Annotated in this window: 27 protein-coding genes and 3 riboswitches; of the genes, 9 read left to right on the top strand and 18 right to left on the bottom strand. The window is 44.3% G+C overall.

Features of this window, described 5'->3' with window-relative positions:
• Nucleotides 1-107 precede the first annotated feature (107 nt).
• The 3 genes from deoD (at nucleotide 108) to RB160_RS19545 (ending at nucleotide 2,913) form a co-directional block, all read left to right on the top strand.
• Entirely contained in the window at nucleotides 108-812 is a 705-nt protein-coding gene (deoD, locus tag RB160_RS19555) for a purine-nucleoside phosphorylase (protein WP_316572122.1), read from the top strand.
• 404 nt (nucleotides 813-1,216) lie between these two features.
• Nucleotides 1,217-2,104, top strand: coding sequence for an ABC transporter ATP-binding protein (locus tag RB160_RS19550; protein WP_316572121.1), 888 nt, complete (start codon nucleotides 1,217-1,219; stop codon nucleotides 2,102-2,104).
• Nucleotides 2,101-2,913: an ABC transporter permease subunit gene (locus RB160_RS19545; protein WP_316572120.1), complete on the top strand. Its 813-nt coding sequence runs from the start codon at nucleotides 2,101-2,103 to the stop codon at nucleotides 2,911-2,913. Before RB160_RS19550 ends, RB160_RS19545 begins: the two co-directional genes overlap by 4 nt.
• A gap of 63 nt (nucleotides 2,914-2,976) precedes the next feature.
• On the opposite strand, the gene RB160_RS19540 is transcribed toward RB160_RS19545, so the two are convergent.
• Nucleotides 2,977-3,315, bottom strand: a complete 339-nt coding sequence (locus tag RB160_RS19540; RefSeq protein ID WP_316572119.1) for a helix-turn-helix domain-containing protein — start codon at nucleotides 3,313-3,315, stop codon at nucleotides 2,977-2,979.
• A 19-nt stretch (nucleotides 3,316-3,334) separates the two neighbouring features.
• Nucleotides 3,335-4,267, bottom strand: a complete 933-nt coding sequence (locus RB160_RS19535) for an ImmA/IrrE family metallo-endopeptidase (RefSeq protein ID WP_316572118.1) — start codon at nucleotides 4,265-4,267, stop codon at nucleotides 3,335-3,337.
• A 465-nt stretch (nucleotides 4,268-4,732) separates the two neighbouring features.
• Nucleotides 4,733-4,816, top strand: a riboswitch (cyclic di-GMP riboswitch).
• 31 nt (nucleotides 4,817-4,847) lie between these two features.
• On the opposite strand from RB160_RS19535, the gene RB160_RS19530 reads away from it, so the two are divergent.
• Nucleotides 4,848-5,345, top strand: coding sequence for a hypothetical protein (locus tag RB160_RS19530; protein WP_316572117.1), 498 nt, complete (start codon nucleotides 4,848-4,850; stop codon nucleotides 5,343-5,345).
• 97 nt (nucleotides 5,346-5,442) lie between these two features.
• Here the strand turns inward: RB160_RS19530 and RB160_RS19525 are convergent, their stop codons facing one another.
• The 15 genes from RB160_RS19525 to RB160_RS19455 all read right to left on the bottom strand — a co-directional run bounded on the left by RB160_RS19525 (nucleotide 5,443) and on the right by RB160_RS19455 (nucleotide 17,859).
• Nucleotides 5,443-6,369 carry an HD domain-containing phosphohydrolase gene (locus RB160_RS19525; protein WP_316572116.1) on the bottom strand — a complete coding sequence of 309 codons (927 nt, stop codon included), beginning with the start codon at nucleotides 6,367-6,369 and terminating at the stop codon, nucleotides 5,443-5,445.
• A 109-nt stretch (nucleotides 6,370-6,478) separates the two neighbouring features.
• Nucleotides 6,479-6,910: a coiled-coil domain-containing protein gene (locus RB160_RS19520; RefSeq protein ID WP_316572115.1), complete on the bottom strand. Its 432-nt coding sequence runs from the start codon at nucleotides 6,908-6,910 to the stop codon at nucleotides 6,479-6,481.
• Between the two features lie 66 nt (nucleotides 6,911-6,976).
• Nucleotides 6,977-7,065, bottom strand: a riboswitch (cyclic di-GMP riboswitch).
• Between the two features lie 111 nt (nucleotides 7,066-7,176).
• A complete protein-coding gene (locus RB160_RS19515) occupies nucleotides 7,177-7,917 on the bottom strand; it encodes an amino acid ABC transporter ATP-binding protein (protein WP_316572114.1) in 741 nt (246 codons plus the stop codon).
• Between the two features lie 24 nt (nucleotides 7,918-7,941).
• Complete coding sequence (locus tag RB160_RS19510; protein WP_316572113.1) at nucleotides 7,942-8,676, bottom strand: amino acid ABC transporter permease; 735 nt, start codon at nucleotides 8,674-8,676, stop codon at nucleotides 7,942-7,944.
• A 72-nt stretch (nucleotides 8,677-8,748) separates the two neighbouring features.
• Entirely contained in the window at nucleotides 8,749-9,594 is an 846-nt protein-coding gene (locus tag RB160_RS19505) for a transporter substrate-binding domain-containing protein (protein WP_316572112.1), read from the bottom strand.
• A gap of 103 nt (nucleotides 9,595-9,697) precedes the next feature.
• Nucleotides 9,698-9,879, bottom strand: a riboswitch (Lysine riboswitch).
• Nucleotides 9,880-10,054: 175 nt separating this feature from the next.
• A complete protein-coding gene (locus RB160_RS19500; protein ID WP_316572111.1) occupies nucleotides 10,055-11,521 on the bottom strand; it encodes a glycoside hydrolase family 32 protein in 1,467 nt (488 codons plus the stop codon).
• A 93-nt stretch (nucleotides 11,522-11,614) separates the two neighbouring features.
• The gene (locus RB160_RS19495) at nucleotides 11,615-13,021 is read right to left on the bottom strand and encodes a sucrose-specific PTS transporter subunit IIBC (protein ID WP_316572110.1); all 1,407 of its coding nucleotides are present in this window, start codon (nucleotides 13,019-13,021) and stop codon (nucleotides 11,615-11,617) included.
• A gap of 241 nt (nucleotides 13,022-13,262) precedes the next feature.
• Nucleotides 13,263-13,769, bottom strand: coding sequence for a hypothetical protein (locus tag RB160_RS19490; RefSeq protein ID WP_316572109.1), 507 nt, complete (start codon nucleotides 13,767-13,769; stop codon nucleotides 13,263-13,265).
• 28 nt (nucleotides 13,770-13,797) lie between these two features.
• Nucleotides 13,798-14,259, bottom strand: a complete 462-nt coding sequence (locus tag RB160_RS19485; RefSeq protein WP_316572108.1) for an Hsp20/alpha crystallin family protein — start codon at nucleotides 14,257-14,259, stop codon at nucleotides 13,798-13,800.
• A 47-nt stretch (nucleotides 14,260-14,306) separates the two neighbouring features.
• A complete protein-coding gene (locus RB160_RS19480) occupies nucleotides 14,307-14,774 on the bottom strand; it encodes an Hsp20/alpha crystallin family protein (protein ID WP_316572107.1) in 468 nt (155 codons plus the stop codon).
• A 12-nt stretch (nucleotides 14,775-14,786) separates the two neighbouring features.
• Nucleotides 14,787-15,029, bottom strand: coding sequence for a spore germination protein (locus RB160_RS19475; RefSeq protein ID WP_316572106.1), 243 nt, complete (start codon nucleotides 15,027-15,029; stop codon nucleotides 14,787-14,789).
• Nucleotides 15,030-15,054: 25 nt separating this feature from the next.
• Nucleotides 15,055-15,297 carry a spore germination protein gene (locus tag RB160_RS19470; RefSeq protein ID WP_316572105.1) on the bottom strand — a complete coding sequence of 81 codons (243 nt, stop codon included), beginning with the start codon at nucleotides 15,295-15,297 and terminating at the stop codon, nucleotides 15,055-15,057.
• A 67-nt stretch (nucleotides 15,298-15,364) separates the two neighbouring features.
• Nucleotides 15,365-15,583 (bottom strand): spore germination protein, encoded by a 219-nt coding sequence (locus RB160_RS19465; RefSeq protein WP_316572104.1) that lies wholly within the window; start codon nucleotides 15,581-15,583, stop codon nucleotides 15,365-15,367.
• Nucleotides 15,584-15,775: 192 nt separating this feature from the next.
• A complete protein-coding gene (locus RB160_RS19460) occupies nucleotides 15,776-16,804 on the bottom strand; it encodes a YeiH family protein (RefSeq protein ID WP_316572103.1) in 1,029 nt (342 codons plus the stop codon).
• A gap of 197 nt (nucleotides 16,805-17,001) precedes the next feature.
• Nucleotides 17,002-17,859 carry a CPBP family intramembrane glutamic endopeptidase gene (locus RB160_RS19455; protein ID WP_316572102.1) on the bottom strand — a complete coding sequence of 286 codons (858 nt, stop codon included), beginning with the start codon at nucleotides 17,857-17,859 and terminating at the stop codon, nucleotides 17,002-17,004.
• Between the two features lie 148 nt (nucleotides 17,860-18,007).
• Here RB160_RS19455 and RB160_RS19450 point away from each other — a divergent pair, with 148 nt between their 5' ends.
• Together RB160_RS19450 and RB160_RS19445 are read left to right on the top strand one after the other, a co-directional pair.
• On the top strand, nucleotides 18,008-19,339 hold the full coding sequence (locus RB160_RS19450; protein ID WP_316572101.1) for an MFS transporter: 1,332 nt from the start codon (nucleotides 18,008-18,010) through the stop codon (nucleotides 19,337-19,339).
• 162 nt (nucleotides 19,340-19,501) lie between these two features.
• Nucleotides 19,502-20,740: an MFS transporter gene (locus tag RB160_RS19445; RefSeq protein ID WP_316572100.1), complete on the top strand. Its 1,239-nt coding sequence runs from the start codon at nucleotides 19,502-19,504 to the stop codon at nucleotides 20,738-20,740.
• 69 nt (nucleotides 20,741-20,809) lie between these two features.
• On the opposite strand, the gene RB160_RS19440 is transcribed toward RB160_RS19445, so the two are convergent.
• Nucleotides 20,810-21,187, bottom strand: coding sequence for a hypothetical protein (locus RB160_RS19440; protein WP_316572099.1), 378 nt, complete (start codon nucleotides 21,185-21,187; stop codon nucleotides 20,810-20,812).
• Nucleotides 21,188-21,512: 325 nt separating this feature from the next.
• On the opposite strand from RB160_RS19440, the gene rluF reads away from it, so the two are divergent.
• From rluF to RB160_RS19425, 3 genes are all read left to right on the top strand, one after another.
• Nucleotides 21,513-22,220 carry a 23S rRNA pseudouridine(2604) synthase RluF gene (gene rluF, locus RB160_RS19435; protein ID WP_316572098.1) on the top strand — a complete coding sequence of 236 codons (708 nt, stop codon included), beginning with the start codon at nucleotides 21,513-21,515 and terminating at the stop codon, nucleotides 22,218-22,220.
• Nucleotides 22,221-22,460: 240 nt separating this feature from the next.
• Nucleotides 22,461-23,321 carry a helix-turn-helix domain-containing protein gene (locus RB160_RS19430; protein WP_316572097.1) on the top strand — a complete coding sequence of 287 codons (861 nt, stop codon included), beginning with the start codon at nucleotides 22,461-22,463 and terminating at the stop codon, nucleotides 23,319-23,321.
• A 55-nt stretch (nucleotides 23,322-23,376) separates the two neighbouring features.
• The gene (locus RB160_RS19425) at nucleotides 23,377-23,754 is read left to right on the top strand and encodes a VOC family protein (RefSeq protein ID WP_316572096.1); all 378 of its coding nucleotides are present in this window, start codon (nucleotides 23,377-23,379) and stop codon (nucleotides 23,752-23,754) included.
• Nucleotides 23,755-23,822 lie beyond the last annotated feature (68 nt).

The following is a 23,822-nucleotide window of genomic DNA, read 5'->3' as shown; positions in this document are numbered from 1 at the left end:
GTTCACAGTTTTTACGCCAGACCCTTAACAGATAAAAACTTCGCTGTATGGTAAGATTTTCAGCGAATGAAACCGTTTTCCAATTCGACATTATGGAGGGAAATGTAATGAGTCTTCACATTGAAGCAAAAGCAGGAGAAATAGCCGAATCCGTATTGCTGCCGGGGGATCCACTGCGCGCGAAATATATTGCCGAAACATTCCTGGAGAATGCAGTTTGCTACAACAACGTACGTGGAATGCTTGGTTTTACAGGTACTTATAAAGGGAACCGTGTTTCCGTCCAGGGAACTGGAATGGGCATGCCATCCGCAATGATCTACATACAGGAGCTCATTGAAGGCTACGGCGCTAAAAACTTGATTCGTATCGGAACATGCGGAGCCATCCAGGAAGAGGTTAAAATCCGCGATGTCATCGTCGCCCAGGCTGCGGCAACCAATTCCAACATCATCCGCAACAGCTTCCCGGGTTATGATTTCCCGCAGATCGCAAACTTCGATTTGCTGAAAAAAGCCTATGATACAGGCACAGAAAAAGGCTTGAAGCTTCGCGTGGGCAATGTTTTGTCTTCCGACCTTTTCTATACTGACCGTCAGGATGAATTCGTCCGCCTTGGAAAACACGGAGTTTTGGCTGTAGAAATGGAAGCCGCAGGCCTCTACTACCTTGGCGCGAAATTCGGCGTAAAGGCACTTACACTTCTAACAGTCAGCGACCATATCCTGACTGGCGAACAAACATCCGCACAGGAGCGCCAGACAACATTCAACGACATGATTGAAGTCGCACTTGAAACAGTGCGTGATTAATTACTTTCATAAAAACAGGAAGCCAGCTCCTCGGCTTCCTGTTTTTTTATACGTCAAGACCGTTTTAGCTTAAGTTCCTAATGGAAATAGTCTTGATAACCCCTTCACGACCGTTTCAACTTAAATTCCCACCCGAAACGGTCTTGATAACCTGCGTCAGGACCGTTTCACCTTAAGTTCTTACTCAAAACGGTCCTGACAACCTCTCTCAGGACCGTTTCACCTACATTCCTACCCGAAACGGTCTTGATAACCTCCTTCACGACCGTTTCAACTTAAAAATCCACTCGAAATAGTCTTGAGACCATCCCTAATGCAATTTACTTGTCTTCTTTTCCATAAATGCCCTCTTGTTCTCAAAAAAGTACTATAATGAAAGAGATGAATTCACCGGGGGTGCGAACATGCTGGCCATTCAAAACCTGACAAAACAATTTAAAAACGGGAGAGGGATTTTCAATGTCTCTTTCGAGGTGAAAAAAGGCGAGGTTTTCGGTTTTTTAGGGCCGAATGGAGCGGGGAAGTCGACGACTATCCGCCATATTATGGGTTTCATAAAGCCGGATTCAGGCAAGGTTTCCGTCAACGGACTCGACAGTTGGGAAAAGCAAGGGGAGGTTAAAAAATATATCGGGTATTTGCCGGGAGAAATCGCGTTTATTGAGGGAATGACCGGGAAGTCCTTCCTTGATTTTATTGGAGAATTACAGGGAATGAGCGATTTTACAAAACGGGGTGAACTGATTAAGAGGCTCCAATTTGATGTAGAAACGCCAATTCGGAAAATGTCCAAGGGGATGAAACAAAAGGTCGGCATCGTTGCCGCCTTCATGCACGACCCGGAGGTGATTATCCTTGATGAACCTACATCCGGTCTGGACCCGCTCATGCAGAAGGTTTTCATTGAAATTGTCCTTGAGGAAAAAGCGAGGGGGAAAACATTTTTGATGTCTTCGCATAACTTCCCCGAAATTGAAAGGACATGCGACCGGGCGGCCATCATTAAAGACGGCACGGTCATTGCCGTAAAGGACATTCATGAACTCCAAAGTATGCAGCGGAAGCTCTTTGAGGTAACCTTTGAGAACAGGGAAGATGCTGTCTCCTTCCTCCACTCGGGACTTAATTGCGAACTTCGCGGAGAAAACCGGGTCAGGGTGGCAATCCAAGGAAATTATAACCGACTTCTCGATGAAGCAGCCAAGTACCCCATTCGGAATGTCGATCTATTTTCGCAAAATCTTGAAGATGTTTTCATGGATTACTACAACCAGCCGGAGGTAGTTAAATGAACCTCACCTTATATAAGCAAATGATGAAGGTAAACATAAAAGGGATGCTTAACTACGCCCTTGGATCGGCGTTTTATATGATTTTAATGGTTTGGGTTTATCCTAGCATTGCCGAAAATACGAAAACCTTCGATGAGCTTGTCAAATCCATGCCTGCCGGTCTTACAAAGGCTTTCGGCTTCGAGAGCGGATTCGGCAGCTTCGAATCGTATATCTCCGGTGAATATTACGGGGTCCTATTACCTTTGATTGTCACAATCTTCTGTGTCATGCTGCCTACACAGCTGGTCGCCAAACTCGTCGATCACGGGTCAATGGCCTACCTTCTCGCCACCCCGACTACAAGGGGGAAAATCGCGTTTACCCAAGCACTTGTCCTCATAACAGGGATTGTGCTAATCATGGCCCTTACCACCATTTCAGGGTTCACGGGCTTTTATCTATTCATTGAGGATGCCAGCGCCTTCCATACCGCCCGCTTCCTACAGCTAAATATCGGGGCCTTTCTTCTTTTCTTTGCAGTTGGCGGTATCTCCTTTTTAATATCTTCTCTCTCAAATGATGAAAAGAAATCATTGGGGATTTCCGGAGCGATTGCAATAGGCTTTTTCAGCCTTGACCTGGTTGGCAAAATTAGCGAAAAGATCGACTGGCTCCGGAACATGACCATTTATTCTTTGTACGCCCCTTCCGATATTGTAAGCGGCACCGCAAAGCTCGGACCATCATTGGCGCTTCTTGCCGCAATTGGAGCGCTTGCCTTTTTTGCGGGTATATATGCTTTTAAAAAAAGAGATCTTCCACTGTAACCAAAAACGCCAGCCCATCAAATCCCGGGCTGGCGCTTTTATTATCCGCCCACTATTTATCTCTTAATTAAACAGCTTTGAAAAGATAGCTTTGAGCGATTTCCCTTTCTTGTAGTAAATTTCATCGCGTACCTTCTCGTTAATCGATTGCCAGAGCATAATTTCAACATCGGAGAGTGGCTGGGTCTGTTCCTCTTTAATGAATGCCGCGAAATAATCAAGAGGCACCCCATAGAATCTCGAAATATCCGCCATGATTTCGAAAGAAACAGATTTCCGGTCACCTTTTTCCAACATGCTAATATACTGCAGCGTGATCCCCGTCCCATTGGCAACATCTTCAAGCCTCAGGTTTTTTTCAAGTCGTAATCTCCTTAGTTCCTGTCCTAATGGCGTAGACATATTTGTCTCTCCCTCTCCCCTATTCGATTTCGATTCTATGTTTAAGCGTTACTATACAGTACCAGCTGATGGTCGCCTCGAAAAAAGTTATAATCATTTCTTCTGTCTTTATTGGAAAGTTGAATCTTCTCATATGGAAGTGGAGCAACTCATGTATAATCGTTTGAAGTTGCTCTGGGTAATCCAATTTCTCATCGATGGCGATCATTTTTTTCTCGAAGTAACATATGCCTTTTATTTCCCCTAAATCCATAAAGTAGAACTCAACTTTATATTTTTTTGAAAATTTTTCCGTTATTATGTCAATATGAGCCTGGTTGATTCCGATAAATTTCTTATGCAGGAACCCAATGAATGTGTAATAAGATAGGAAAAGAATGAGTACGAGATTAATTTCGAGATGGTCATAGAATGCAAGAATTGGGAAAACTATCCCCACCTCAAACAACATTGGCCCAAACCGATCCAGGAAAAGCTTTGTAGTTGCAGCCCCGGTTTCAAGATAGACATATACATATTTCAGCAGGACACTTAGGAATAGCATAAATAAAGACGTTAAATATCGGGCCTGGTAATCCATATCGGAATAGCCATTATACAATTCGTTGCAGACTATGATTATAATGGTATAGATCGACAATAATGATAAGATTGACTGCAGCCGGCCCCTTTTCTTAAGAAGGATGGACATTATGCTATCAACCAGGAGATAAATAAATCCATATACGATCGAAAACCGATCAAATACAATCAGCGACAAAATGACATTGAAAAAGGAGTACCCAAAACCGGAAAAAACCTTTAAATTAACCTGATCAAACACGACCATAATACAGAGAAATAATAAAATGTCCCACTCAAGCTCGGCGGGAATCGTTATGAAAGCATTTGTTAAAAGCAGCGCGGGTATAAGAAAAACAAGACTGACATGTTTCCCGATAACGCTTCTCATGGTGGTTCACCTGTTTTCCTAGTAATAGTTTTCCTACTTCCTTCCATTTTACTTGAAAAAAACAGTTTTTTTAATCATTATTTTTCTACATACCCACGATTTTTGACGTAATTTGTCTATTAAAAAAGGTATATTTCAACTCCCGTTTACTATATACTTTGAATGAATAAGGGCAGCGGTTGCCCTTGTTTTACATTCTTCCTCCTAGGTATACACGATCCATTGCCAGCGCTAACCTTGTTAGTGCTCTTTTTTTGTCCTTTTTTAAGAACCATGGCGGTCCAGTTTTCCCCGTTTTAACCATAAACATGTCGAGATTTTCGGAGGGATTGTCGACCGGAAATTCTGGGTTTTAAACTATTGTTTAATTTATAATAACCTTATAAAAGATGTTCGGTATATAGAATTCAGCAAACGAAAATACCGCTCATCTTTCTTTTGCTTGTTCCGTACATAGTATCGGGACGACTCAGGGGAAGCGTTGAAGTATAGCCTTTACATGGACACTTGGGCTATATGGAGCCAATAGTGTAACCGGCCCTTTAGAAACAAACCTAAACTCTAAGGGGAGATGAAGAGAATGAAGAAAATTTTATCAGGTTTGGTAGCAGGGGCTTTGGCAATTGGAGTACTCGCAGGTTCCGCATTCGCGGCAGTAACGTTCGATTCGGCAACCGGTACGGGATTTGTAGGGAAAGGCGATGTTCAAACCGCTCTGGGATTGAATAATGCAGAAATGCAGAAGATAGCTAAGGAACTGGAGTTTACTTATGCGGAAGAGACTGTATATGCTGTTGAAGTATATTGGACCACAGGAGAAGGGACAAGGGGAGAAAAAACCCATTATGTTACCCACAAAAAAACTCAATCTATTAAGGCAGACATTGACTATATGGCCCGTAATCAAAAACAGGTAAATGGATTTATTTTGAAGGAAATGAAAATAACAGATATTGAAAACCCGGAAATCCCTGCTGTAGGTGATGTGTACCCTGGAAACTCTGGACATATTGTAACGTCCGTCGAGGAAGTATCCACAACAGGCGGTTTGTATGTTAACGGCGTTCTGCTACAGTAACAACTGCTTTTAACTAGGGAGGCACAGAAATACAGCCTTTAATCTGTAAACTTTGGCTGAAATAAAAAAGGAATCAATCACCATCGATTGATTCCTTTCATTTTACCTTAAGCATTTCGTTATCCAGGCGCCCTTCTTCTTTTAAAATCTCAACAAACGCCTCAACGACTTTCCTGTCATAATGGGTGTCAGCCATGCTGATTAACTCATTGACAGCATATTGGATATCATAGGCTTTGCGGTAGGCCCGATCCTCGGTCATAGCATCAAATGAATCGCTCACCGCGATGATTCGTGCTTCCAAAAGGATATCATCCCCTTTTAGGCCATGGGGATAGCCGCTCCCATTCAGCCTTTCATGATGCTGTTCGATTATAGTGGGGGTATCTTCATAGTAGAGGTCCTTCACCATTTCCGCCCCATCAACCGGGTGCTTCTTAATAAAGGCAAACTCCTCACTCGATAACCTATCGGGTTTATTTAAAATTTCGGTAGGTATATTAATTTTTCCGATATCGTGCAATATCGAAGCAATATATAAGTTTTCGAGCTTGTCTTTTGGGAACATAAGCTTTTTGGCAATTTTCATTGCATACTCAGTAACTCTATTGCTATGTTTGCTTGTATACTTATCCTTTCGTTCAACCTCTTCAACAATACTCTTTAAGCTGTTTAAACTCTCACTTAATTGATAAAAAGTTGGTTCAGTTATAACCCATAGATACACTACATTTGTTATAGTCGAGAAATGAATGGGTTCCTCTAAATTAGTAGCGGTAAAATAATCGCCTGGACCAAGTTCTATTTTTTCCCCATTTAGTTCGCAGATTAGGTGGCCGTCCAAAATATAAATAAACTCCGTTACATTTGGGGAGTCGCTAGGGTAAATATAGAGAATATTATTTTTTGTTATATTGGAGACCATGAATTCAGTTCCATCCCCACGTGCAAGAAGGCTAATATCAAATGCTTCAAGTGAAACTTTCTCCAATGCAGTTCCCTTTTTCCCAATAGTAAAAGCCAAATAGACCACCCCCTATTGTACAAAAAAAACGAGTCTATCTTTAATATTAGACTCGTAAAGTTACTTCTATCATATAGTATTCAAATAATTCATTCAATAAAATTTAGTATTATGGATATATTTTTACAATACGGATTGGGTCAATCCACACTTCTCTATCAGCAAAACGGACAAGTACCCAGCTGCATTCGGCAATTACTCCGTATTCCGCGGCCTTCGCAATCGTTTTATCCGACATTTTCAGCGTTTCCTCATAAATATCCGAAATGATTTTATCTAATTTTTCATTGTATTTTTGCGTTAGTTTTTCATGCGTTCCAGTGTCGCCTTCTTGAAGTTTTTTAATATCCTCAAGATACTGGGCTTGCAGCTTGTCTGCCTTTTCTACTGCTTTTTCAACCTTTTCGTAAATTTCATTATTGGTCTTTTCAATCAAACTGACCGCTTTGGCTACATCTTTCTCTTCATTCGCGAAAGCCGGTGAGCCCAATCCAAAAATCAGGACAGCCGTGAAAAAAATTGATAATACTTTTTTCAACATCCCCATTCCCTCCAACTGTTTAGAAAGTCCAACAAAAAAGACCCAATAATAGAAGAGGGACTTGTTTAATGCAACTGGCTGGCATGGCAGTACTCCTGCTTTAGCCCCTTTAGCTTTGCGTTCTTATCTTTTCAGATAAGTTGCCCCTGGGTCTATTTTAGTATATGTCATAATTATACAAGGACTTTATAACTATTTGCAACTATTATCCAAATTTTTTGAATTTTTTTCTAGAATAATAGGAGAAAAGGCCCGAGGATGTCGATTTAGTACTGTTTTAATGTCCTTTTCAGGAATTCCCTTGTCCGTTCCTGGGTTGGATTGCTGAAGATTTGCTCAGGGCTTCCTTCCTCGGCGATAACCCCTTTATCCATAAAGACAACCCGGTCGGAAACTTCACGGGCAAATTCCATTTCGTGTGTAACAATCAGCATCGTCAATCCTGATTCGGCAAGATCTTTCATAACCTTGAGAACCTCGCCAACCATTTCAGGGTCAAGCGCGGAAGTTGGCTCGTCGAACAGCATGACATCCGGTTCCATTGACAAGGCCCTTGCAATCGCTACCCTCTGCTTTTGCCCGCCGGACAATTGATGCGGTTTGGCATTAATGTATTTATCCATACCGACCACTTTCAAATAGTTCAGGGCGACTTTTTCAGCTTCTTCCTTTGAGCGCTTAAGCACCTTTACTTGCCCGACCACGCAGTTGCCAAGGACGTTGTGGTTGTTGAACAGATTGAATTGCTGGAACACCATGCCAAGCTTTCTCCTGTAAAGGAACAGGTCATGCTTGTCATCAAGAATGTTCTCGCCTTTATAAATGATTTGGCCGCCGCTCGGCATTTCCAGTAGGTTTACACAGCGAAGGAGCGTCGATTTGCCGGACCCGGATGAACCGATAATGCTCACGACTTCCCCTTTATTAACCGAAAAGTTAATGTCCTTTAACACTTCATGGTTTCCAAAGGACTTATTTAAATGCTGGATATCAATAACTTTTTCCATACGTTCTCCTCCTTTCTGCAGCTATTATCTCGCAGGCTGGATATCCTCGCCGACAACCGTGTAGCTATCCGGCCCTTCTATTTTCTTTTCAAAATAACGAAGGATTTTCGTTACAGCAAATGTCATGACAAAATAAAGGACACACGCTACAAAGAATGACTCGAAATAACGGAAATTGTTGCCCGCTACCGATTTTGTCAGGAAGTACAATTCAGATACCGAGATAACGTTAAGGACGGATGTATCCTTAATATTGATGACAAATTGGTTCCCCGTTGCCGGCAAAATGTTGCGGACAACCTGCGGCAAGACGACGTTGACCATCGTCTGGATATGGTTCATCCCGATTGCCTGGGCAGCCTCGAACTGGCCTTTGTCGATTGATATAATTCCACCGCGGACAATTTCCGCCATATAAGCTCCGGTATTAATCGATACAACAATAAGTGCCGCCATCATGACATTCATATTAATATCAAATGCTAATGCGGAGCCGTAATAAATGACCATTGCCTGGACAATCATTGGCGTACCGCGGAAAAATTCAATATATGCCGATAAAAGAAAATTAACGATTGCCAATACAATCTTTTTCAGTCCCCGTTCAGGAACAGGAATCGTCCGGATGATGCCGGCAATCAAGCCGATAATTGCTCCGGCAATTGTCCCAACGAGCGCAATCCATAGCGTTGTGCCGGCTCCGCGCAGGAACATCTCCCAGTTTTCCGATACGATCTTTACAATCCATTCGATGCTCATGCTTCTCCTCCTCCATTTCATCATGAAACCGGCTGTATGCAAGACACAGCCGGTTTCCACCGAAATCTATCTCTATTCTGCCGCCGGCTGGTTCTTGATTGCTTCATCCATGATGCTTGTTTGGTCTTCTTCGGAAATGCCGCTCAGGATTTCATTGATTTTGTCCTTCAGGCCGCTTCCTTTTTTAAGTCCGACAGCAATCGCTGTGTCATCTTCGGATGTTTTGAAACCATCCTCGAATTCGACCATCGCAAAGTTTTCGTTCGCGGCTGAAGCACTCACAGCTTCAGGACGCTCAGAAACGTATCCATCTATGATGCCCGATTGAAGCGCGACCCTCATTGCCGGGAAGTTATCCATCGCTGTTGCTTTCTTTACGCCTTCAATTTGGTCAATGACGGAGTAATGGAATGTATTCAGCTGCGCAGTTACCTTCGCACCTTTGAAATCGTTAATTGATTTCGCTCCTTCATACTTGCTTCCTTTTTTTACAACCATTACAAGATTCGATTTATAGTAGTTGTCCGAAAAGTCGATTGTTTCTTTACGTTCTTCCGTTGGTGACATTCCTGCAATAATCGCGTCGATTTTGCCGGAAGTCAATGCCGGTACAAGGCCATCCCATTCTGTTTTGACAATAACGAGTTCTTTGCCGAGTCCATCGGCGATTCTCTTGGCGATTTCCACATCATAGCCGCCAGCATATTCAGATGATCCCGAAATTTTGACAGCACCATTTGAATCGTCTTTTTGCGACCAGTTAAAAGGAGCGTAGCCGGCCTCAAGCCCTACTTTGAAAGTATCCTTTTCTTCCTTGCCATTCGAACCCGATTTTGAACTGTCTGTACCTCCGCAACCGGCCAATACGAGGATTGCGGTAAGCAATAATGCCAGAAATAACGTTCCCTTCTTTTTCACCTTAAACTTCCCCCTTTATTTTATTATTTAATACACCAAAAAGCGGCCTGAGATAAACTCAGGCCGCAACATGTATAGTTTGCGCCCAAATCCTCTCTTACCCCAATGAGATAGCACAACTCAATAAACCGGGCAGTTCATTGAGACAGTCCTGCAATTATTCATTGCAGGCCCAGCAGGCAATACTGAGTATATGGCCCACTTCGGCGATATTTCCTTCTCCCTAGTCTCGATGCTTCTCAGGCTCCACTAAAGACTGTTAAATACCGCGCCTCTACCCCACTGTGAAAGTGAGGTGGTTCTATTAAATTATATACAAATTAGACTATAACATTCCGACAAATCTGTCAACCTAATTTCCGCCTAAAAGCCTATATACTGATTCCATTTGAGGATTCATTTGGATAATAATATAGCCTTAAATGGGAAGTCAATCGGGGCTATAACACCGTTCATAACTTTAAGATTTGTACCGTTGAATCTTCAGCTTGTCCAAATCCCACTTTACAAGGCTGAAGCTAGCCTTTCCATAAAAGGAAATTGTTTCGTCTTCCATGTTGGGGAAATAACGTGCTGTAAATACTTCTTCGCCTTCGTTCACGAAAATTTCCAATGAAGAATGATCCATGTAAATCCTTAGCTGGGTTAGGTCCGAGAGCGCGCATGTTCTTCTTTCCGGTTCGCCTGTTTTAAAATTTTTCCTTATGAGGCTAATCTCTCGTTTATCGGAATCGTAAAACAGTTCTGCTTCGCTTCTAAACCGGATACGGAACCCTCCGTTATTCACTTTGAGGCTATCCAACAGCAATTCCACTGATTTTCCCATGACCCCATTGAATTGAGTTGCCTTTCCGGCCAGTTCGACATTCTCGATTTCCACTCTATTTTTTCGCAGCAAAGAGAGCTCATAGATTGGCCGCTGATAAACCTTATCGCCGTGAAGGCTCAACTCCCTAGGGATGGTCAGTGCATGTACCCAGCGATTGATTAGAGTCGGGTGGGACGATTCATTCTCATCGGTGATCCCCATCCAGGCGTAAAGGATTGTTCTCCCCTTATCGTCAATAAATGTTTGCGGCGCATAGAAATCAAACCCACGGTCAAGCTCTGTAAATGGGCCATGCCTGAATTGGGCCGATTCATAATCAAGTGTTCCGATAAAGTAGCCCGATTGGAACAAGTTATTGTAAAAATGGCCGCTTGGATCCAATCCTTGGGGCGACACAAGCAAAACATCCTTCCCCTCCAGACGGATTAAGTCCGGGCACTCCCACATATAACCGAAGTCGGCCAGGCCATTCATCCCGTCTCCCGCAATCTTTCCCGATTCCCTCCAACTTATTAGGTCATCCGAGGAAAACAAGGCCACAGCCCCTTTCCCATTCACAGTTTGGGCACCGATGACCATATACCAGCGGCCGTTTTTCCACCAAACTTTTGGATCCCGGAAATGGGCCGTATACCCCTCCGGGAGTTTGATGACCGGGCCCTTTTTTTCAAAATGGATGCCATCCCGGGACACCGCCACACATTGATACGCCTCCCGCGTCCCATCGTCCAGTTTGACATTCCCGGTATAAAAAAGATATAGTTTTCCTTCCCACTCAACCGCACTTCCGGAATAGCAGCCATTCCGCTCATACCACTCACTCGGGGCGAGAGCAATCGGCTCTTCACGCCAGTTAATCATATTCCTTGTTGAATAATGTCCCCAGAATTTCGCCCCATGAGCCGTGTCAAAAGGGTTCCACTGGTAAAACACATGGTAGGTACCCTTGTACTGGACAAGCCCGTTCGGGTCATTCAACAAACCCACTGGAGGCATAAGGTGGTAATTAAGACGGTACGGATCTTTTTCCACCTGCTCTTTGTATTTATCAACTTCCTCATACGCTTTTTGGACGAGGAGAGCTTCCTTATCAGTCATCAGCAAACCTCCTTATGATGTTTACATCTTCAATATGAAAAGGCATTTCTTTTTAGAAAAAGGAGGCAAGTAACGCCCTGCCTCCTGTGTATCTTACTGATGTTCGATTTCCTTCTTAACTTTATCCGAGTATCCAAACATCCAGGTCAGCGCGAAAGCGACCGCGATCGCCACGAGGTTGACGAGGATGTACTGCAGGATTTGCCCATTTAAATAGAGGAGCGCCCCCGGGATAACCGTAACCGCCATTCCCGTACCTTTCAAGCCAAGGATTGACGCCAAAAATCCCCCGGCCGCGCCGCCAATGAGCCCCATGATAAACGGCTTGCCGTAACGGAGATTAACCCCGAAAATCGCCGGCTCAGTGATTCCCAATAAAGCCGACAACGAGGATGGGTAAGCCAGTGCTTTCAATTTTGCCGCTTTGGTCTTGAGGCCAACCGCAAGGGCAGCGCCACCCTGTGCCGCAACCGAGCAAGTGACGATTGCGTTATATGGATTGCTGTTATAGTTGGCAAGCAACTGGATTTCAAGCATATTGAAAACATGATGAACCCCGGTAATGACAATAATCTGGTTAAGGCCTCCTATCAGCAGGCCACTAATTCCAAACGGCCAGGAAAGGACATCTGTTGCCACTGATAAAATACCTTGTTCAACGGTGTGGAAAACCGGTCCGATAACGAGCAATGAAAGCGAAATCATTACGAGAAGGGTGATGAATGGAGTAACAATAAGATCAAGTGCTTCAGGAACACGCTTCCTTACCGCCCTTTCCAGCTTTGCCCCGATAATCCCCGCGATGAAAGCAGGCAAAACCGACCCCTGATACCCAACAACAGGGATAAATCCAAAGAATTGGAGCGGCTCAACGTCACCGCCGGCTACCCCCCACGCATTTGGCAATGACGGGCTGACAAGCATCAAACCTAACACAAGCCCAATAATCGGCGTCCCGCCAAATACCCTGAATGTCGACCATGCCACAAGTGCTGGAAGGAAAATAAAGGCCGTATCAGTCAAGATTTGCGTAAATAATAGGAAATTTTGCGGTACATGGTCGGGCGTTATCCCAAAGAGCGCGAGAATTTCTTCCTGCATGACGAGGCCCCGGACCCCCATAAACAACCCAGTGGCCACAAGGACAGGAATAATCGGCACAAACACATCACCGAATGTCCGGATTGCCCGTTGGAACTTGGACCCCGACTGGATTGCTTCCTTCTTCTGATCGGAAGCCGATTTTGTTTCCAGCCCAAACTGGGATACTTCATCATAAATGCGGTTGACTGTCCCTGTACCAAAAATTACCTGGTACTGGCCTGAGTTAAAAAAAGCCCCCTTTACTTTATCAATCTCCTCGACTCTTTCCTGATCAATTTTTTCCTTGTCGTTCACCATAATGCGCAGGCGGGTTGCACAATGGGCAACCGAATGGATGTTTTCCCTGCCGCCGACGGCTTCGATCAGGTCTTCCGCAATTTTGCGATTTTCCGACATTTTATTCCCCCCTATTTTGGTACTTATGAATTCAATATCACAACAGCCGACAATTTAAACAATTTTTAAAAATTAAACACCGCTTTGTTCATAAATTGCCGCCGGACATCCTTCTTCAAAAGAATATGTGTCAAAAAAATAACCCGGCTCTAATGAACCGGGGGAAATAGCCTTTTTGGTTTTAAGCCCGTTGCTTCCACTTACAAAAAACAAAATGCTGATGCACCTTCATCAGCATTCATCAGGAACCATCCTTGTTCCCATTTTCCTCCATTTCCCCCATCTTTTTCTTATACTTTTCCTTGAATTCCTCAAACTCGCCCTTCGTTTCCGCTCCTGCTTCTTCAAGGCCTGCCTTTTCGTATGTGGTTCCGATGTTCAGATGGCCGCTTAGCTCTTTAATGCCGATAGTCCCAAGGTTGTTTGCCTGGTCAAATTTTTCAATGAACAGTTTATCAACCTTAATTTCTTGAAAAATAACTGGAGGCGCGCCCCCCGAATTTCCATTGCCGCAGCAAGCGGAATCCTCCAGATACCGTTCACGGATCGCTGCACATTCGGCGTACATTTTTTCCAAATCAGAAACACGGCTCTCAAGTTTCGAAATGTGCCGAGCAAACTGATTCAACATTTGATAGATTGGGGCCATTTCTGCATTGACTGTTTTTTGGATGTAAATGAACAGCTTTTTTTCAAGATGGTCGGTACCTTCCGTCTTTCTTTCCTGTTCCGATTTTTTAAAAGGCATAACCTGGCCCCCACCCAACTTTATAAAATCAACGGATCAAGATGGTTTCTTCCCTTACATACCTTCTTGGATACGTAATAATCAGGAGACCATTTTCGAACCTTGCATGGATGTCCTTACTTTCGGCGGGCTCTGGAAGGTCAATAATCCTTTGGAACTCTCCGTATTTCCGTTCAGTTTGCACGGTGACCCCATTAATCATCGGCGCCTGGAGAACCCCTTTTATTGTAAGCCTGCTGCCGGAAACAGATAATGCAATGTCTTCCCTTATTGCCCCCGGGATTTCCAGCAACAGAATAACATCCCTATCCGTCAGGAAAATATCCGTATTCGGGTAACTTCCTTGTTTTTGTTTTGCCTTTTTTGGGCGTACAGGCTGGTCTTCCAAGGTATCCCCCGGGGGATTGTCTTCAAACACCATCTCCCAAAACCGCCCGTTTTGATACTGCTGGGTCATTTCTATCCATTGTTTGATTTTATCCATTTCCATTCGTATGTCCCCCTTCTTTTAAAAAAAGAATGTCCACCTGGAAAAAATTACTCCATGGGCGGGACTGCGACTTCAGTAAATTGCGGGTCCATCCTCTTTCTCATTTTGATCTGCAGATAGTTATCCCGGTATTCGGAAACCGAATCCTTCATTTTTACCATCGATGGCAATGTAAGGACATGCCTCGATTCCGGGGTAGGCAGCCCTTCAATAATCAATTGATTGGTATTATGGTAGATTTTTAAATTCGAAAGCTGCTCACCATTCTTGATATACATTCTTACGTAAACATGATCATGGCTTTCAAACGTGGTGACCTGGAACGAATCTACTGGATTTACCTGCATTGCCTCTCCCCGCTCGGCATGCAGGATATCCGCCATTTCAACATGTTTCATGGAGGTGGCAATGGACTTTTCCACCATCTCCTCCACGAATTTTGTAATGTCATTATTGAGGAATGACTGATTCAGCCACTTTGGCATCCCGCCTTTGAAAAATGGAAAAGGCAGCATAACAGCCCTCCTTTAAAATTGATTGGTCATTGGGAGCGATGGATTGGCGATTTGATCTTGATCACTTATATCAGTATCAATGTTGTTAGCCCCCATAAATGATGTAGTCGGCGACAAGTCACCCAATGAAATGTTTGCACCTACATACTTGGAATTCGCCGTATGGCTATTGTGAATAACTGCTCCCACATCTAGGTTTCCGTTGGTTGTAATTCCGTTCGTTTTCATGCTGAATATATTTATGAAATAAGGCATTTTGTACTCCTTTCAAAATACCGCATCAATACTGATTGGCATTCACATTTGCTGGGTTTGCAACATCCCCTTGATCGTTTACATCCGGATCGATGAATACATTTTCCATACCTGATGTTGTTGGGGAAATATCACCATAAGAGGAGTTGGTTCCTTGTGATTTCGTATTGGCTGTAGGGGAGTTATGAAGGGCGTCTCCAATGTTCAGGGAGCCATTATTGGATATGTTGTTTATTTTTATGCTGTAAATATTGATATTCGTGGGCATACTCTCTCCTCCCAACATGGCGTTGGTTATATATATGCCCAGGTTCTTCAATTGGTTAAAAGAAGGTTCACCCGTCTTCTCCGCCTGATTGCCCCGTATTGATGTCGATTGCTTTTGTCTTGTTCCCATATTCAATAACCTTAGAAAAATCCCCAAAAGACAAGGAAGCCCCCGCAATTTTAAAATTGGAAGTATGGCTGTTTTGTAACGTAGAACCAATGTTGATGTTGCCGTTTTGCGCAATAATATTCGTTTTCATGCGGTGGACAATCGCTATATTTCTCAATGGCTCACATCCTAAAAGACAATTTGGTTTGGAATACTATATGCCAAAGCCCTTTCTGTTGTTAGTAGGTATACCTGTCCGCGTGGCTTAACGAAAAACAGTACTGGTTGGCCGAATAGTAGCAGGAAGTTTGACCGTTTCGCATGCCTGCCATGAAAAAAAAACAAGCCAGAACCCCTGGCTTGTCCCTTCTTAATTCAAATGAAAAAAATGTACGAGCAAATACCCAAAAACCGCTAAAAGTACCGAGCCGACAAGCCCAGCCGCAAAAGCCTTCATACCTAGTTTCCGGAATGTCTTTATTTCGACATTCATCCCTAACGCAGCCATTGCCATCGCGATGAGCAAGTAAGCCGCGGTTACGATATATCCTGCAACGGTTTCCGACACAATTCCTAGCGTATTAAAGCCGCTCATGGCCAGGAATCCCAGGATGAACCACGGAATGATTGACATCGAAATCGCTTTTTTACCGCCTTCCTTTTCGCTTCGCTGCATGAAAAAGCCTATCGCCAGTGCAACTGGAACCAGCAGTGCGACACGTGTTAATTTTACGATTACCGCCAAGTCAACCGCTTCCTCTCCACCCGCAGCCGCGGCGGCCACGACATGGGCGATTTCATGCAATGTCCCACCGGCAAATACCCCATATCCTGACGGGGTCAAGTTCAAAACCGTATATAAAAATGTATACGCGAGTGTAAATAACGTGCCCAAAATGGCTATAGTGGCAGCCGCAACAGCGGTCTCTTCTTCTTTTGCCTTTACTTGGGGTGAAATGGCTACAATCGCGGCCGCGCCACAAATCGCCGTTCCACACGCCGTAAGGATGCCAAGTTTTTTTTCAACCCCAAACCACCGGCATAAACCATACACCACAAGCAGGGCGAAAACAATGTTCAGCGAAGCCAAAAGAAATACCTTTCCCCCTGCATTGTAAATGTCCGCAAGGTTCAGCCTCATTCCGAGTAAAATAATTCCCAATCTGAGCAATTTTTTGTTCGTGAAGGTTATTCCAGGCTTCAATTCTTCCTTGAATCCAAATGCGGCCCTCCATGCCATTCCCAGGAGAATCGCAATCACAAGCTGGCCCATTATCGACAGGAACGGAAATCCTGATAAAAACCTTGCCCCGAGCGCTATCAAAAGTGTAATCGCAAGCCCTTTTAAAAAGGCGTTTGCCTTGTTTTGCTTCATTTGTTCCCCGTATGCCTTCCCCATCCTGTCACTTCCTGTTTCGTAAGTTTGTACACATTCACTTTATAGAAAGAATCAGTATTAGTAAATTACCATTTTAACAAAAGAGGAAGAACAGGTGTATTTATGACATGTTAAAGACGTTTACCACCCTTACGAAATTGGAGTTTTACAAAACCCTCCGAATACTCCATATATCCTACACCAAGGGGCAGCCTTCGTTAATTTAAGCTGCTTTTTACTTTTATATCAGAGCCAGGCTTTCGAATAACAAGCCACCATATGACCGCACTATAAAGAATCATTGACGGGATGCCCGCTTCAATCCCGAATGCGCCGCCTGTGACCCATATATGGTCCGTTTCAAAACGGGCATTGATGAGAGACACTCCAGTTTCATTCGCTTCCTTGGTAAAGCCTACAATTCTTGGATTAAAAACGAAATTCCATAGGATATGCACCGCGGCTGCATTCCATAGGTTTCCTGTCTTATGCATAATTAACGAAAACAGAACCCCTGCAAGTGTGCCAGCGGCCAAAATCACCAATGCATCGAGCAACTGCAGGCTGCCAGCTGTTAGGAGATGAAGGGCCCCGAACAAAAACGAGGTTGCCGCTATGGCTGCCAGTGCTCCCCATTTCCCTTCTATCAGTTTGAATAAATAGCCCCTGAACAGCATTTCTTCTATGATGCCTGCCGAGCATGAAACTATAAACGAACCAACCAGCAACGTCAAAACAGTTTTGATAGAAAGTTCCCCGTGAATTTGAAAAACAGAATAATGCATAAGGAAATAAAATACGATTACTAAAAAAGGCATTCCAAGCCCAATCAAAATCCATTCTTTGTCCGTCTTAAATGGCCATTTGATACCAAAGCCGGCGTTCGGTTTTTTCAGCACCTTCTTCGTATACAGCCAAAACAATAAAACAGTCATCAACAGCCGAAAACTTTCCTTCACAAGAATTCTGATTGTACCATTCCCTATTCCGTCCGTCAGCGGGTTCACAAAAATCGCCGCAGCCAGGAATATCGACAAAAAGACAATGCAATGGATTAAAATTTTCCCCCACTTCATACCTTCAGCTCCTTTCCTAAATAGATAAGCAGCTAACCAGGATGTATATTATAATTTTATAATTAAGATTGATTTTTTACCTAAAAAAATTCCAAAAAGGCGGAAATGGATAATTGCCTGAATTCGTTTTCCGGAAAGGCTGATAAAAATGCTGACCACTTCCAAACAACCCAATACTGCAGAAACCCAATCAGCACTGAAGAATACATATCTTGATTCACCGGAAAAACAACAGCGGCTTTATAAGAGAACCTTGCTGGTTGTCGTTATCTCGCAAATCTTTGGCGGTGCGGGGCTTGCCGCGGGCATTGCGGTTGGTGCCCTGCTTGCCCAGGATATGCTAGGCACCGATCGTTACGCAGGTATCCCTTCCGCCCTGTTTACCCTTGGCTCTGCAGGTGCTGCGTTTCTGGTTGGAAGGCTCTCACAGCGGTATGGGCGCCGGCTTGGGCTTTCAGCGGGATTCATCGCCGGCGGCCTTGGCGCTGCAGGGGTAGTAGCGGCTGCTGTGACCAACAGCATTCTCCTGTTATTTCTTTCACTGGTTATTTACGGCTCAGGTTTTGCTACCAATCTATTGTCCCGTTATGCTGGCACAGACCTAGCCAACTCGAATCAACGTGCGACAGCCGTCAGCACCGTCATGGTTTCAACGACCTTCGGAGTGATTGCCGGGCCGAACCTTATCCAGACTATGAGCGGGATTGCCAAACTGGCCGGCATTCCACCTTTGGCAGGACCATTCATCCTCTCGGCGGCCGCCTTTACGCTTGCGGGGCTTGTGTTATTCATATTCCTTCGCCCCGATCCGCTCCTCTTGGCAAAAACGATGGAACCGCTAAAAAGCGAAGCAACTACCCAGAGCAGCGCCACCTCTGCCAGGCAGCAAAGCAAAAAAGGGCTATTTGTCGGGACAGCCGTTATGGTTATCAGCCATAGCGTCATGGTCGGAATCATGGCTATCACCCCTGTCCACATGGGTCATCATGGGCATGGACTCGGGAATGTCGGGCTGTTAATCAGCATACATGCGGGCTTCATGTATCTCCCGTCCCTTTTTACCGGCAAGCTCGTCGATAAGGCCGGCCGCAGTGCGATTGCCATTGCATCCGGCGTTACTTTGCTCGGAGCGGGGCTTCTTGCGGCCTTTGCCCCTCCCGAATCGATGTTCCTGCTTACAACAGCCTTGGCTTTGCTCGGACTCGGGTGGAATTTCGGCTTGGTTAGTGGCACTGCTCTCATCGTTGATGCAACACACTCCCATACCCGAGCGAAAACACAAGGATCTGTTGATGTCTTAATTTCGCTTGCTGGAGCCCTGGCCGGTGCAGGAGCCGGTTTGGCTGCGTCACAATTAGGCTACAATATTCTCTCAATCGCAGGCGGCATCCTCTCTCTTATGCTCGTACCTGCGGCTATCTGGTTAAGAACCGGTTCCGAAACCCCTTTGAAAAAGAGGGATGCTACAGTAAGCAAATAATTCTCCTAGCCCCATTTCGGCGGCGCGGCCTGCCTCGCGCCTGGTGAAATGGGGTTTTCCCGTTTCACAACCCCCTGGTTTTTTTTCTAAAAAAGGGATATTTCCATTTTTCGAGAATATAACACTATGAATATATAGAAAACATAGGGGGATACACTTCTCATGGAAATCGCCTTTCAATCGGAAATAGAACCACAGCCAAAGCCTTCGCTTTGGAAGCAGCGAAACTTTCTTCTACTTTGGACAAGCGGCCTTATTTGGTCGTTTGGCTTCCAATTTTATTATGTCGCCTTGCCCTTGCTGATTTACAAGCTGACTCAATCGGCAAGCGCGATGTCGACAATGCGGGCAATCGAGTTCATCCCTAACATTGTGTTCGGAATGATCATTGGCGTTCTTGTTGACCGTTACAGCCGGAAAGGGGTTATGTTCTCCACGACACTCGTCCAGGTTTGCTGCATGCTTGCCCTTGTGCTCCTGCTCGTATCGGATCAACTGCAAATCTGGCATATGTACCTGATAGGTTTCATTATATCGACAGCCGGATATGCTTTCGGCAATGCCCAGCATTCCGCATTTCCGCAAATCTTCGGAAAAGAGCAGCTGACAGAAGCGAATTCCCATTTCTCATTCGCGAACACATTAATGAACATGATTGGCCCTGGAATCGCCGGAATGATGATCGCCTGGCTTTCCTATGAAGCCAATTTCATCGTCTATTTGGTTTTATTATTGATCTCCCTTATTCTCGTCCAGCTTACAGCTATCCCGAAAACCGCCATTCCGGTAAATCAGAAAGGGAAGGCTTCGATTCGTGGCGAAATGAAGGAAGGCTGGGACGAGCTTATCCAAAATAAGCTTTTGCTGGCGCCGACCATTATTATCCTATTGTTAAACTTCATTAATGGACTTGGAAACATTGTCGTGTTTTATGCTGTCGACCTTTTGCATGCGACGGAAGAACAGGTAGGCTTCATGCTGAGCATCGGAGCCGTTGGCGGTCTTTTGGGTGCCCTCGTTATGCCTCATTTGAAGAAACGGTTCCGAAGGGGGCAGCTTTTTCTTTATGCAATGTATTTCGTTCTTGCGGGGACACTGATCCTCAATTTTGCCACTACATGGTGGCTTGTCGGGATTTCGCAGTTCATAAGGACATTCGCTGTCATCGTCATCAATGTCAACTACTTGAGCTTCCGACAGGAATTTACGCCGAACCACCTTCTGGGTAGGGTTGCGGGGACTTCATCCATGCTCATGAAACTGGCATTGCCACTAGGGTTATTCATTTCAGGGATATGGGCGGAGGTTTGGAATGTCTCCAGCCTGTTTGTCTGCTGCAGCATCCTTATGTTCCTGCTATGCATCGGAATGCGTGGAAATCCGATTGGCCATGTGAAGTAACATCACCGAATAATTTTTATAAAAAGAGGCAACCCCAACATATGGATGAGGTTGCCTTAAAACTTTCTTTCATTTAAAAAATAATTTATATGGCAACAATAGCGCTGCCAATGAAATGAGCAAAAAGATAATGTCAGGCATGAAAGTTCCAAACCCAATTATATGGAGGACAAAGAATAACGGATATACCCAGCAAACGTACCAAGACCAACGAAGCCCTTTCCGAAAGGCATTTAATAAAATCGCAAAACCAAATAATGACATACCAAGAACCAATGATCCACGCAGCTTTAATTCAATACCGGTTTCCGACTGGTCGTTGGACAAATAGGCATGTAAAACCGAACCTTCGCCAACTGGTCCATTTTCGCCTGAAAGACTTATAATTAACATTAATAACTGAATGAGGAGCAACAAAATCCACGCCTTCGATTGCAGGAACTTCAATTAACACCACCCCTTCAATTAACAAAATATAAGCCATTCGCCTACTAGATTAATATTATTGGTCCTTTCAAGTTATGCAATTTAATTACATTACTAAGCCAGTTCAGCTATTCATGGGGAGGGCTGCCTTAAAAGGCATGTTCCAGGTTGCAAGGACCTCACTTTACCTACAAGACTTTAGGGCAATCCTTCAACACAAGTTTATTTGTAAGGGCTGCAGGTTAAAGAGAAAGAAAGGTTAAATTTACACTGAATTTTGCGTTTCCAGTTGGTTCATTGTATTTTATAAGAAGCGAACTATTTCATTCAAAAGGATGGTATCATCTTGCGGCTCAATAAATTCATTAGCGACTCGGGTAAAACGTCGAGGCGCGGCGCTGATAAACTCATTGCGGATGGCAGAGTGACCATAAACGGAAAAATCGCCAAAATCGGCAGCCAGGTTAATCCGGGCGACGATGTCCGGGTGAACGGCGAACAAATCCGGGTTGCCAGGAATCATGTTTATATTGCATTAAATAAGCCAGTAGGCATCACGAGCACAACCGAAAAGAATGTGAAAGGCAATATCGTCGACCTGGTCAACCACCCGCTGCGAATTTTCAACATTGGCCGGCTTGATAAGGATTCAGAAGGGCTTATCCTCATGACGAACGATGGCGATATCGTCAATGAAATTTTGCGATCGGAAAATAGGCATGAGAAGGAGTACATTGTTTCCGTCGACAGACCCATTACCCCAGAGTTTCTAAAAAACATGTCCGAAGGGGTCAGAATCCTCGGTACGAAAACTCTACCATGCAAAGTGGAACAGCTATCAAAATTTGATTTTAAAATCATTCTCACCCAGGGGCTAAACCGCCAAATCCGCCGTATGTGCGAGGCACTTGGCTACGAAGTATACCGGCTGCAGCGCATCCGGATTATGAATATTGAATTAGGGAACCTCCCTGTCGGACAATGGCGGGACCTAACAAAGAAAGAGAAAACGCGCCTTTTTGCGGAATTGGATTATGAACCGCAGGAATGGTGAATGATTTAGGGTTTGCACAGTGTGCGGACCCTCTTTTATTGGTTTTTCAATGAAAATGGAGTATCACGGGGTATGAAGACACTTTAATCCGGTTTTCGCATCCAAAACTGTCTTCATCCAGATAGATTGCCCTATTAGCATATGTATGTAACTAGTTACTTCCTCTAAATCATACTCGCTTGGCCACCCCTCATGGTATACTATTGTTATCTGAAAATTCCAACTCCCGGAGTCGATGCCATGGCTAAAGAACATTCAACAAACTTTGTTTTACATGCGAAAAGCAATCAATATCATTGGGAGGGCGCCGGGCAGCTTTCCATCAAGACCTTTTCCAACGGAAAGGCGCTATACAAGACAAATAAAGGTTTCTTCGCCGTGGAGGCAAACAGGTACTTGCTCTTGAATGAAGGCGAGTACACCATTTCGATTGACCAAAGGGAAGAAGTGGAATCCTTCTGCATTTTCTTCGGGGATGGATTCGCGGGAGAGGTATTGCGGGCAATGTCCACCTCCTCAAATGCGCTTTTAACCGATCCTTTTAAGGATTCAGATTCGATCGGCTTTTTTGAGAAAACATATCCCTCGACAACCAGCCTTTCCACCCGGTTATCCGCCTTTAAAGAAAACCTGACCATTTTAAAAGAAGATCCCCTAGGTTATGAGGAGCAATTCCACGGGTTAATGCAATCTCTTCTTTTTAGCCAGCTGGAAACTCTCAAGGAGATCGAGTCACTTAATGCGGTCCGCAGCTCGACCCGGGAGGAATTGTACCGAAGAATCAGCATCGCCCATGAATACATACGATCGTTTTTTGATACGGCGATCAGTCTGGATGATATTGCCCGTATCTCCTGCATGTCTGCCAACCATCTTTTAAGAACATACATACAACTCTTTGGCAAAACTCCTTATCAGCACATATCCGAACTCAGGGTGGAAAAAGCAAAGCGGCTTTTAAAAAATCCCGGCCTTTCCATCACGGATATCACATTTGAACTAGGCTTTACCAACCCGGTTTCATTCAGTAAAATGTTCAGGGTGCACACGGGGCACTCCCCACTACAGTTCCGTAAAAAGGTGATTTTGGATAAGAACTAATCCCAATAATCGCTTATTCTTAAAATTGAAAAGTACTTGAAGGGAGAAATTAATAATGGGAACAACTACAATTCAAAAAGTGGGTCAAATCGGGGTGCCAATCAAGGATATGGAGCGGGCGGTCCAGTTTTATAAAGAAAAGCTTGGCCTGACACTTTTATTTACGGCAGGCAATCTGGCATTCTTTGATTGCGGAGGCCTTCGCCTCTTCCTTAGCCCTCCGGAGAACGAAGAATTTGCTCATCCAGGCTCGGTTGTCTACTTTACGGTCGAAAATATTAATGAATCCTACGATGCATTAAAAGGCAAGGGTGTAGAATTCATTGACGAACCGCACCTTATCGCCAAAATGGGCCAAACGGAAACGTGGATGGCGTTTTTTAGGGATACAGAAGGCAATACCCATGCATTGATGAGCGAGTTTGAGGTTTAAACATAAAGCAGGAGACCGCATGATGAAGTGACCCCTGTCAAGTAGACACTAATAAGAAAGCAAAAATT

Origin of the sequence: Neobacillus sp. YIM B06451 (assembly GCF_032667185.1) — a bacterium.
Lineage (GTDB): Bacteria > Bacillota > Bacilli > Bacillales > Cytobacillaceae > Bacillus_D.
The sequence above is the reverse complement of the archived record's forward strand: the minus strand, read 5'-3'. Positions and strand labels throughout refer to the sequence as shown.

Coding starts and splice junctions, on each gene's coding strand:
- deoD (WP_316572122.1), top strand. CDS start 108: ATGAGTCTTCACATTGAAGCAAAAGCAGGAGAAATAGCCGAATCCGTA.
- RB160_RS19550 (WP_316572121.1), top strand. CDS start 1,217: ATGCTGGCCATTCAAAACCTGACAAAACAATTTAAAAACGGGAGAGGG.
- RB160_RS19545 (WP_316572120.1), top strand. CDS start 2,101: ATGAACCTCACCTTATATAAGCAAATGATGAAGGTAAACATAAAAGGG.
- RB160_RS19540 (WP_316572119.1), bottom strand. CDS start 3,315: ATGTCTACGCCATTAGGACAGGAACTAAGGAGATTACGACTTGAAAAA.
- RB160_RS19535 (WP_316572118.1), bottom strand. CDS start 4,267: ATGAGAAGCGTTATCGGGAAACATGTCAGTCTTGTTTTTCTTATACCC.
- RB160_RS19530 (WP_316572117.1), top strand. CDS start 4,848: ATGAAGAAAATTTTATCAGGTTTGGTAGCAGGGGCTTTGGCAATTGGA.
- RB160_RS19520 (WP_316572115.1), bottom strand. CDS start 6,910: ATGTTGAAAAAAGTATTATCAATTTTTTTCACGGCTGTCCTGATTTTT.
- RB160_RS19515 (WP_316572114.1), bottom strand. CDS start 7,917: ATGGAAAAAGTTATTGATATCCAGCATTTAAATAAGTCCTTTGGAAAC.
- RB160_RS19510 (WP_316572113.1), bottom strand. CDS start 8,676: ATGAGCATCGAATGGATTGTAAAGATCGTATCGGAAAACTGGGAGATG.
- RB160_RS19500 (WP_316572111.1), bottom strand. CDS start 11,521: ATGACTGATAAGGAAGCTCTCCTCGTCCAAAAAGCGTATGAGGAAGTT.
- RB160_RS19495 (WP_316572110.1), bottom strand. CDS start 13,021: ATGTCGGAAAATCGCAAAATTGCGGAAGACCTGATCGAAGCCGTCGGC.
- RB160_RS19490 (WP_316572109.1), bottom strand. CDS start 13,769: ATGCCTTTTAAAAAATCGGAACAGGAAAGAAAGACGGAAGGTACCGAC.
- RB160_RS19485 (WP_316572108.1), bottom strand. CDS start 14,259: ATGGAAATGGATAAAATCAAACAATGGATAGAAATGACCCAGCAGTAT.
- RB160_RS19480 (WP_316572107.1), bottom strand. CDS start 14,774: ATGCTGCCTTTTCCATTTTTCAAAGGCGGGATGCCAAAGTGGCTGAAT.
- RB160_RS19475 (WP_316572106.1), bottom strand. CDS start 15,029: ATGCCTTATTTCATAAATATATTCAGCATGAAAACGAACGGAATTACA.
- RB160_RS19470 (WP_316572105.1), bottom strand. CDS start 15,297: ATGCCCACGAATATCAATATTTACAGCATAAAAATAAACAACATATCC.
- RB160_RS19460 (WP_316572103.1), bottom strand. CDS start 16,804: ATGGGGAAGGCATACGGGGAACAAATGAAGCAAAACAAGGCAAACGCC.
- RB160_RS19455 (WP_316572102.1), bottom strand. CDS start 17,859: ATGAAGTGGGGGAAAATTTTAATCCATTGCATTGTCTTTTTGTCGATA.
- RB160_RS19450 (WP_316572101.1), top strand. CDS start 18,008: ATGCTGACCACTTCCAAACAACCCAATACTGCAGAAACCCAATCAGCA.
- RB160_RS19445 (WP_316572100.1), top strand. CDS start 19,502: ATGGAAATCGCCTTTCAATCGGAAATAGAACCACAGCCAAAGCCTTCG.
- RB160_RS19430 (WP_316572097.1), top strand. CDS start 22,461: ATGGCTAAAGAACATTCAACAAACTTTGTTTTACATGCGAAAAGCAAT.
- RB160_RS19425 (WP_316572096.1), top strand. CDS start 23,377: ATGGGAACAACTACAATTCAAAAAGTGGGTCAAATCGGGGTGCCAATC.